9 protein-coding genes and 2 pseudogenes are annotated in these 8359 nt (G+C 68.9%); 9 read left to right on the plus strand and 2 right to left on the minus strand.

Annotated features, from left to right (window positions below):
• From GRX66_RS14075 to GRX66_RS14090, 4 genes and pseudogenes are all read left to right on the plus strand, one after another.
• Nucleotides 1-130, plus strand: a pseudogene (locus GRX66_RS14075) (3-hydroxy-3-methylglutaryl-CoA reductase); the annotation flags it as partial.
• 46 nt (nucleotides 131-176) lie between these two features.
• Nucleotides 177-518 carry a hypothetical protein gene (locus GRX66_RS14080; RefSeq protein WP_159527126.1) on the plus strand — a complete coding sequence of 114 codons (342 nt, stop codon included), beginning with the start codon at nucleotides 177-179 and terminating at the stop codon, nucleotides 516-518.
• A gap of 77 nt (nucleotides 519-595) precedes the next feature.
• Nucleotides 596-736 carry a hypothetical protein gene (locus GRX66_RS14085; protein ID WP_159527127.1) on the plus strand — a complete coding sequence of 47 codons (141 nt, stop codon included), beginning with the start codon at nucleotides 596-598 and terminating at the stop codon, nucleotides 734-736.
• A gap of 103 nt (nucleotides 737-839) precedes the next feature.
• Complete coding sequence (locus GRX66_RS14090; protein WP_159527128.1) at nucleotides 840-2630, plus strand: acyl-CoA dehydrogenase family protein; 1791 nt, start codon at nucleotides 840-842, stop codon at nucleotides 2628-2630.
• Nucleotides 2631-2648: 18 nt separating this feature from the next.
• Here the strand turns inward: GRX66_RS14090 and GRX66_RS14095 are convergent, their stop codons facing one another.
• A complete protein-coding gene (locus GRX66_RS14095; RefSeq protein ID WP_159527129.1) occupies nucleotides 2649-3173 on the minus strand; it encodes a DUF5817 domain-containing protein in 525 nt (174 codons plus the stop codon).
• A 175-nt stretch (nucleotides 3174-3348) separates the two neighbouring features.
• Between GRX66_RS14095 and GRX66_RS14100 the strand changes: the two genes are divergently transcribed.
• The 4 genes and pseudogenes from GRX66_RS14100 (at nucleotide 3349) to GRX66_RS14115 (ending at nucleotide 6051) form a co-directional block, all read left to right on the plus strand.
• On the plus strand, nucleotides 3349-3687 hold the full coding sequence (locus GRX66_RS14100; protein ID WP_159527130.1) for a cupin domain-containing protein: 339 nt from the start codon (nucleotides 3349-3351) through the stop codon (nucleotides 3685-3687).
• A gap of 69 nt (nucleotides 3688-3756) precedes the next feature.
• On the plus strand, nucleotides 3757-4770 hold the full coding sequence (locus GRX66_RS14105) for a thiamine pyrophosphate-dependent dehydrogenase E1 component subunit alpha (RefSeq protein ID WP_233745534.1): 1014 nt from the start codon (nucleotides 3757-3759) through the stop codon (nucleotides 4768-4770).
• Nucleotides 4770-5800 (plus strand): annotated as a pseudogene (locus GRX66_RS14110) (alpha-ketoacid dehydrogenase subunit beta). The gene GRX66_RS14105 and the pseudogene GRX66_RS14110 overlap by 1 nt, the downstream one beginning before the upstream one ends.
• Nucleotides 5797-6051 carry a lipoyl domain-containing protein gene (locus tag GRX66_RS14115; RefSeq protein WP_159527131.1) on the plus strand — a complete coding sequence of 85 codons (255 nt, stop codon included), beginning with the start codon at nucleotides 5797-5799 and terminating at the stop codon, nucleotides 6049-6051. Before GRX66_RS14110 ends, GRX66_RS14115 begins: the two are co-directional and overlap by 4 nt.
• A 103-nt stretch (nucleotides 6052-6154) precedes the next feature.
• Here GRX66_RS14115 and icd read toward each other — a convergent pair whose 3' ends face one another.
• Nucleotides 6155-7414, minus strand: coding sequence for an isocitrate dehydrogenase (NADP(+)) (gene icd / locus GRX66_RS14120; protein WP_159527132.1), 1260 nt, complete (start codon nucleotides 7412-7414; stop codon nucleotides 6155-6157).
• Between the two features lie 341 nt (nucleotides 7415-7755).
• Between icd and GRX66_RS14125 the strand changes: the two genes are divergently transcribed.
• The coding region (locus GRX66_RS14125) for an isoaspartyl peptidase/L-asparaginase (RefSeq protein WP_159527133.1) at nucleotides 7756-8359 on the plus strand (604 nt) is incomplete at its 3' end.

Here is an 8359-nt window from a genome sequence, read left to right on the forward strand (position 1 = left end):
CCCGGCGGGCGCGAACGCCGACGCGCTCGCGGAAATCATCGCTGCGGGCGCGCTCGCCGGCGAGCTCAGCCTCCTGTCCGCGTTGGCCTCGCGCCACCTCTCCTCGGCGCACGCCGAACTCGGCCGATAACAGGTCTGAACGAAAACACTTTGCCGCCGGCGGCGAATCACGCCCCATGGCATCGTCCGAGCTACGAGCCACGGTCCTCCGGAACGTCGCCGTCGGATTCGGGGCTGCAGTGGTCCTCTTCGGCGTCGCCCTGTTCGTCGACTTCCCGTTGCTCCTCCTGGGGATGCTCATGGTGGGCATCCCGCTGTTCGTCGTCCCGGCGATGGTCGGCCTCACGGACATCGGCATCGAGACGGCGGCGGCGAGCGCCCGCATCGGCGCATCCACGGGGCAACCCGAACAGTACCAGACTGGGAGTCTGTTGCCCATCCCGAACAAACTGCAGGCCGTCTGCTGGCTGTCGGGCGTGGGCGTCGTGGGCGTCGTGCTCCTGGCGGCTGTCGCCTGACGGTCGCGCTGCGAGCACTTTCACTTTCAGCCCGCGGCAGACACGGAGTTATTTTCCCGCGGTTCGATTCCTGTAATATGAACGTCCGCAACGACTGCGACGACCCCGACCCGGGCGGGTCGCGGGCGGTGCGCGCGCTCCGCGTGCTGAAACTCCTGCTCACCGTCCTCATCCTCGCGTTGACGCTGTGGCGCGGCCTCGCCGGCGGCCCGCTGTAACCCCGACGCTCGCACGCCTCGCCCGCATCGAATCCGGGAAACCACTTCCAACCGACAACGCGTTGAGAAGTACCTATACGCTGCGAGCGTCGTACGTGTGGCAATGACACTCAATACTGGCCCCATCGACTACGGGGCGCTCGGCGACGGCCGCGGGTGCAACTACTGGCGCCTGGAACCCGCGCTCGCTCGCGAAGCACGCCGCGTCTACCCCGAGGACGAGTACGAGTGGGCGGCCCCCAGACTGGGCGGGTTCGGCGCGACGGTCGGGAACGCCATCGCGGCGAACTCCGACGTCGTCGACGAACACGGCCCCGAACTCAGGACGTACGACAGGCGCGGCAATCTCGCGAACGACGTCGACTACCACCCCGCGCAGATCGAGAACGAGCGACTCAGCTACGACAGCGGCCTGATTGCGGACGCCTTCGACGCGCCGCCCGACCGCGAGGACCCGGTCGGTCTGCTGCACACGCTCACGATGCAGCAGATACTGTGCTACGCCGACGTCGGCCTCGCGTGCCCCGTCTCCATGACCGCGGGTGCAGCGCTCGTCCTCCGGAACCACGACCACGACGGCCACTACGACCACTATCTGGACGGATTGACGGCTCGGTCCCACGATGACCTGATCCAGGGCGCGATGTTCCTCACCGAAGAGCAGGGCGGTAGCGACGTCGGAGCGACGGAGACGGTCGCCAGGCCGGCCGACGACGCCGCGCCCGCGGACAACGGCGTCCCCGCCGACCGCGTCTACGAACTCACCGGCGAGAAGTGGTTCTGCTCGAACATCGACGGACAGGGGACGCTGGCGCTCGCGCGCCGGCCCGACGCGCCCGACGGGACGAACGGCCTGTCGCTGTTCGTGGTGCCCCACGAACTCCCGGACGGCAGACCGAACCACCAGCGGTACCGCCGCCTCAAGGACAAACTCGGCACCGTCAGCGTCCCGACCGGCGAGGTCGAGTTCGAGGACACCGTCGGCTACCTGGTCGGCGACCCCGAACGCGGCTTCGAGTACATGACGACGATGCTGAACTACGAGCGCGTCACGAACGCCACCGGCGCCGTCGGCGTCGTCGGTCGCGCGCTCCTGGAGAGCAAAATTCACGCCGCGAACCGCGAGGCGTTCGGGAACCCCATCGCGGAGTACCCCCTGATGCGCCGGGACCTCGTGGACATGCAGGTGGATTTCGAGGCCGCGCTCGCGTTCTCGATGGAGGCCGCCCGCCACTTCGACCGCTACGAGCGCGACCACGACGACACCGAGGCGTTCCGGTTGCTGCGCGCGCTCGTCCCCGTCGCCAAACACCGGACGGGCCGCATGGCCATCGACGCCGCCTCCTACGCCATGGAGATACAGGGCGGGAACGGCTACGTCTCGGAGTTCGTCACCAATCGCCTGCTGCGGGACGCCCAGGTCCTCCCGATCTGGGAGGGCACGTCGAACATCCTCTCCCTGGACCTCCTCCGGGCGTTCGAGGTCGAGGACGCGCACGAGGCGCTGCTGCCGCTGGTCGACGACTACCTCGACGAGGTCTCCCACCCCGCGCTCGCCGACGTCGAGGCGACGGTCCGGGACCGCCACGAGACGCTCCAGGCGGCCCTGCTCACGGTCGCGTCGGCGGACGACGCGTACGCCCAGCACGAAGCCAAGGAACTCGCCGACCTGCTGTTCGACGTGGTCACTGCGGCTATCCTGCTCGCGAAGGCCCAGCGCCGCCTCGACGAGGACGGCGACGCGCGCGAGGCCGCCGTCGCGGCGTGGTTCGTGGAGACGACGCTCGCGCCGGGCGACGACCGCGGCATCCTCGACGGCGACGCGCTCCCGCTCGAGTGCTTCGATGCCGTCGTCCGCTACGATAGCCTCGATCCTGCCGTGGTCGCGGACTGAGCGCGCAGTGAGTACTCCCTACAGCAGCCGGTAGCCGTCGCCGTCGCGGGTCACCTCGCCCGCCCGCTGGAGCTTCCGGAGCGCGCGCTCGACGTAGTCGCCGTCGACGCCGTGCTCGGCGGCGAACGACTTCACTTCGGCCTCGGTGGGGTCGTCGAGCTCCCGGAGCGCCGTCTCGACGGCGTCTCGCTTCCCGAGGCTGCGAGCGGACTGCTCGACGCGGTCCTCGACGGCCGCCACCTCGTCGGTGTCCACGCCCGCGGCGTCGAGGAACTCCTCGTCGCTCATCCCGGCGTCCTCGGCGAAGTCGCCGAGGGTCGTGAACGCCTCGACGTCGGCGAACGCGTCGCCGTGCCCGGCTCGGTTCGCGAGCATCGACGCCCGCACCTCGCGGGCGTGGTCCTCGTCGTCCGTCGTGACGAACTGCCGGAGGTTCGAGAACTGGTGGCGTTTCTCGCAGCGCGGACACCCCGACGTCTGCGGGCGTCCCTCCACGACCCAGAGCGCGCCGCAGTCCGTGCAGCCGACGACGGCGTACGTCATCTACTCCGGTGTCAGTCGGCTCGGCAGATAAACGTCCCGTCCGCGAGCGCCGGACTGGCGGCTCGAAACCGCGGCAGTGCTGCAGTCCGATTCGCGTGTCGCATTGCAGTCCGTCTCGTGGGTCTCGCTGCCGCTACCGCCCGGGTTTTTGCCGGTCGGGGCCGTCGTCTCGGGCATGGAAACCGTAGAACTCGCGGAGCGCGACGTGGTCGAGGCCGTCGAGGGCGTCCACCTGGCACAGCTCGCCGTCGGCGACAACATGAGCGTCCAGCACTTCCACATCGAGCCCGGCGCGGACGTCCCGGCCCACGACCACCACCACGAGCAAGCGGGGTTCGTCTACAAGGGCGTGCTCACGTTCGACGTCGAGGGCGAGGAGCACGTCGTGACGGCCGGCGAGTCGTACGCGATTCCCGGCGGCGAAACGCACGGCGCGGTCAACGACGGCGACGAGCACGTCCGGGGCGTGGACATCTTCTACCCCGCTCGAGAGAACCCGGACTGGCAGGGGTAACTGGGGGACCGACACCGCAGACCTATCGACTAGCTAACTTTTATCGTCGCCCCCGCCGAAGGCGCTAGTATGGTAGGGGTCAACACACTGCGAGAGATGTACGAGCAGATGGTGACCGCTCGCGAGTACGAACAACGCCTGCAGGAGGCCTACCTCGAGGGCAAGGAACCCGCGTTCGACATCTCCGCGGGGCCGATTCCCGGTGAACTGCACCTCGCGGCGGGCCACGAAGCCTCCGCGGCCGGTGTGTGCGCGCACCTCCGGGACGAGGACACGGTGACCGCGCCACACCGCCCGCACCACATCGCCATCGCGAAGGGCGTCGACCTCGACCGGATGACCGCCGAGATATTCGGCCGAGAGACCGGCCTCTGCAAGGGGAAAGGCGGACACATGCACCTCTTCGACCCGGACGTCAACTTCGCGTGCAGCGGTATCATCGCCCAGGGCTGCCCGCCCGCAGTGGGCGCCGCGATGGCCGCCGACAAGCGAAACGAGGACGCCGTCGCCGTCGCCTTCCTCGGCGAGGGCGCCGTCGACCAGGGCGCGTTCCTCGAATCCCTGAACCTCGCGGCCGTCCAGAACCTCCCGGTCGTGTTCGTCGTCGAGGACAACGACTGGGCGATCAGCATGCCGCAGCCGCGCATCACCGACGTGAAGACGACCGCGCAGCGCGCCGACGGGTTCGACATGCCCGGGATCCGCGTCGACCACGACGACGCAATCGCCGTCTACGAGGCTGCGGGGGACGCCATCGGCCGCGCCCGCGACGGGAACGGCCCAACGCTCCTCGACGTCCAGGTGCACCGCCGGATGGGGCACTTCATGGGCGACCCCCAGACCTACCGGCCGGAGGACGACCAGGAGCGCGCAAAGCGCCACGATTCAATCGAGCGCCTCGCCGAGGACCTCCGCGAACACGGCGTGGACGACGACGAACTCGCGGAGGTCCGCGACAGCGCCGAGCAGCGCGTCGCTGACGCTATCGAGTGGGCGCGCGAACAACCCGAACCTGACCCGGCGGCCGCCCACGAGGACGTGTTCGTGGACGAACCGACCGCGGCGAGCGGAGGTGACGACTGATGGCGAAGACGGAATCCGACCCCGGAACGGCCGGCGCGGACCGCGAACTCACGATGAGTCGCGCGATGGTCGACGCCATTACGTCGGAGATGCACGCCGACGAGGAGGTCTTCTACATGGGCGAGGACGTCCAGGACTACGGCGGCATCTTCGACTCCACGCAGGGCCTGCTCAAGGAGTTCGACCGGGACCGCGTGATGGACGTCCCCATCAGCGAGACCGCGTACGTCGGCGCGGCCGTCGGCGCCGCGCAAGCGGGCATGCGCCCCATCGCGGAGATCATGTTCACGGACTTCGTCGGCGTCTGCCTCGACCAGGTGTACAACCAGATGGCGAAGAACACGTACATGAGCGGCAGCGCGGTCAACGTCCCGATGGTGCTGACGACCGCCGTCGGCGGCACGTACAACGACGCCGCCCAGCACTCACAGACGCTGTACGGCCTGTTCGCGCACCTCCCCGGAATGAAGGTCGTGGTGCCGTCGACCGCCTACGACGCGAAGGGCCTGATGCACGCCGCGGTCCGGGACGACGACCCCGTCGTCTACATGTTCCACAAGCGCCTGATGGGTATCGGCTGGATGCCCGCGCCCGAGGGCCCGAAGACGCCGGTCCCCGAGGACGACTACACGATCCCCATCGGCGAAGCGGACGTGAAACGCGAGGGCAGCGACGTCACCGTCGCGACGCTCGGCCTGCACGTCCACCGCGCGCTCGAGGCCGCCGAGGAACTCGCGGCGACGTCGACGTCGAGGTCGTCGACCTCCGGTCGCTGGTCCCGATGGACACCCGGACTGTCGTCGACTCCGTCGAGAAGACGGGCCGACTCGTCGTCGTCGACGAGGACTACCAGTCCTACGGCGTCACCGGCGAGGTGACCGCGCGGGTCGCCGAGCGCGCCCCGGACGCCCTCGAGGCCGTCGAGCGCGTCGCGGTGCCGGACGTCCCGATTCCGTACGCGCGGCCCCTGGAGAACGAGGTGAACCCACAGGTCGGTGACGTCGTCGAGGCGGTCGAATCCGTCACATGACGGCAGCCATCGACTCGACCGCCGTCTGGCCGGACGACGCCGAGGACGTCGATGAGGGCGTCGTCTCGAACTGGTTCGTCCGCGAGGGCGGCCACGTCGAGGCGGGGGAGACGGTCTGCGAGATCCAGATCGAGAAGGTCAGCGTCGACGTCCCGGCCCCGGAGAGCGGGACGCTCGTCGAGCGGACGGTCGGCGAGAACGAGGAGTTCCGGCGCGGCGACGTGCTCGGCCGCATCGAGACGGAGTCGTAGCTGGCCGGCCGCTTCCCGAACAAAACCGGCACGCTGGGGCTGAACGCTCAGTTCCGCGAGGCCTTCGACGTCCTCGGCGCGAGCCGAGGGATCGAGAACAGACTTACGCGAGGTCCTCGATGCGTTCGACGACTTCGTCGGCGAACTCCGAGGTGGAGAGTTTCACGCCGCCCTCGACCTGGCGTTCGAGGTCGTAGGTGACGCGGTGTTCGCTGATCTGGTTCTCGACGGCTTCGTGCACGAGGTCGGCGGCGTCGTCCCAGCCGATGTACTCGAGCATGAGTTTGCCGGAGAGAATCATCGCGGTCGGGTTCGCTTTGTCCTTGCCGGCGTGCTTCGGCGCGGAGCCGTGCACGGGTTCGGCGAGCACGCGGCCGTCACCGAAGTTCGCGCCCGGCGCGATGCCGAGGCCGCCGATCTGGGCGCCCGCTGAGTCGCTGAGGTAGTCGCCGTTGAGGTTCGGCATCGCGAGGACGTCGTAGTTCGTGGTGCGGGTGAGCAGCTGCTGGAGCATGTTGTCCGCGATGCGGTCCTTGACGACGACCTTGTCCTCGGGCGCTTCGCCGTCGTACTCCTCCCAGAGGGTGTCCTCGTCGATGGTCTGCTCGGGGAAGTCCTCCTCGGCGACCTCGTAGCCCCAGTCGCGGAACGCGCCCTCGGTGAACTTCATGATGTTGCCCTTGTGGACGAGCGTGACCGAGTCGCGGTCGTTCTCGATGGCGTACTCGATGGCGCGTCGGACGAGGCGCTTGGTTCCGTACTCGGTGATGGGCTTGACGCCGATGCCGACGTCGCCCTGGTGGATGGTCTCGTCGAAGCCCATGTCGTCCTCGACGAACTCGCGGACCTGCTCGACGTCGTCGGTTCCGGCTTCCCACTCGATGCCGGCGTAGACGTCCTCGGTGTTCTCCCGGAAGTTCACCATGTCCATCTCCTCGGGGTTCTTGACGGGGGACGGGACGCCGTCGAGGTAGTAGGTCGGTCGGACGTTCGCGTAGAGGTCGAGTTTCTTGCGGAGTGCGACGTTCAGGCTGCGGAAGCCGGAGCCAACGGGCGTCGTCAGCGGGCCCTTGATGGCGACGCGGTGCTCGCGGATGGCCTCGACGGTCTCCTCGGGGAGGTTCTCGTCGTACATCTCCCGGGAGTCCTCGCCCGCGTAGACGTCCATCCACGCGATGTCGTGACCGGTGGCCTCTGCGGCCGCTGTCAGCACCGTCTGTGCGGCCGGTCCGACGTCTTTGCCGATTCCGTCCCCGTGGAGAACCGGGATAATAGGGTGGTCGGGGACGTCGAGTTCGTCGGCGGCCTCGTCGTAGGAAATCTGCTCCCCGGCGTCGGGGACCGAAATCTTGTCGTAGCTCATGTCGTTTGGAAATCGCGGGAAGCGCCTAAAAGGACTGCTGTTTCGGGCGGCCCCGCCAATTGTTGCCGCGTTCGACGCTCACGAAACCGCTCGCGCTGGGGCGCCTCCCGGGGATGCTCGGGTACCCGTCAGTCGCCTGTCTCGGGCGACTCGGACGCACCTGAGCGGGGGATGTCCGTCGACTGGCGCGGGCCGGACGAGGGCTGCCAGCGCGACGAGCACGCGGTAGCATCCTGGCACGAACGAGCGCCGCTGGAGGTCGATGCGCACGGAGTTCGCGACGGCGGAGTTCATGCGTGGATTCCGTACGCACTAAGGCCCGGCGCGAGCCAGTGTTCGGCATGCGAATACTCGTGCACGGCGGTGCTGGGAGCGCGCCGGACGACCCGGAACCGAGGCAGGCAGTCCTGGACGACGCTGCGGCCGCGGGCGCCGGCGAGGACGACGTCGTGGACGCGGTTGAGGCCGCGATTCGCGTGCTGGAACGGGACGCCCAGTTCAACGCCGGGACCGGCGGCGCGGTCCAGTCGGACGGCGTCATCCGGACGGACGCCGGCGTGATGACCAGCGACCGCGACGCGGGCGCGGCGGCGTCGATGCCCGGCGTCGAAGCCGCTGTGTCCGTCGCTCGCGCCGTGATGGAGGAGACTCCGCACGTGCTCCTGAACGGCGTCCACGCGGTGGACTTCGCCGCCGACGTCGGCGTCGAGACCGAAGTCGACCTCTGGAGCGAGGACGCCCGGGAGCGCTGGGAGGACCTCGAGGACTATCCCGAGGGCGGCCCGCTCAAGCACCGCGACTGGATTCGCGACCGCTTCGGTACCACCGACCCTGAGGGTCGAGCCGCCGACGGCGGATACGAGAAGGACCACGACACCGTGGGGGCGGTGGCGTTCGACGGCGACGAGTTCGCCGCCGCGACGTCGACGGGCGGCCGCTGGCTCG

Source organism: Halobacterium bonnevillei (assembly GCF_009831555.1).
GTDB lineage: Archaea > Halobacteriota > Halobacteria > Halobacteriales > Halobacteriaceae > Halobacterium > Halobacterium bonnevillei.

What these genes read in the sequence shown, in the direction of transcription:
- GRX66_RS14085 (WP_159527127.1), top strand. Translation starts at nt 596, where the DNA reads ATGAACGTCCGCAACGACTGCGACGACCCCGACCCGGGCGGGTCGCGG.
- GRX66_RS14095 (WP_159527129.1), bottom strand. Translation starts at nt 3,173, where the DNA reads ATGACGTACGCCGTCGTCGGCTGCACGGACTGCGGCGCGCTCTGGGTC.
- icd (WP_159527132.1), bottom strand. Translation starts at nt 7,414, where the DNA reads ATGAGCTACGACAAGATTTCGGTCCCCGACGCCGGGGAGCAGATTTCC.
- GRX66_RS14090 (WP_159527128.1), top strand. Translation starts at nt 840, where the DNA reads ATGACACTCAATACTGGCCCCATCGACTACGGGGCGCTCGGCGACGGC.
- GRX66_RS14115 (WP_159527131.1), top strand. Translation starts at nt 5,797, where the DNA reads ATGACGGCAGCCATCGACTCGACCGCCGTCTGGCCGGACGACGCCGAG.
- GRX66_RS14080 (WP_159527126.1), top strand. Translation starts at nt 177, where the DNA reads ATGGCATCGTCCGAGCTACGAGCCACGGTCCTCCGGAACGTCGCCGTC.
- GRX66_RS14105 (WP_233745534.1), top strand. Translation starts at nt 3,757, where the DNA reads ATGGTAGGGGTCAACACACTGCGAGAGATGTACGAGCAGATGGTGACC.
- GRX66_RS14100 (WP_159527130.1), top strand. Translation starts at nt 3,349, where the DNA reads ATGGAAACCGTAGAACTCGCGGAGCGCGACGTGGTCGAGGCCGTCGAG.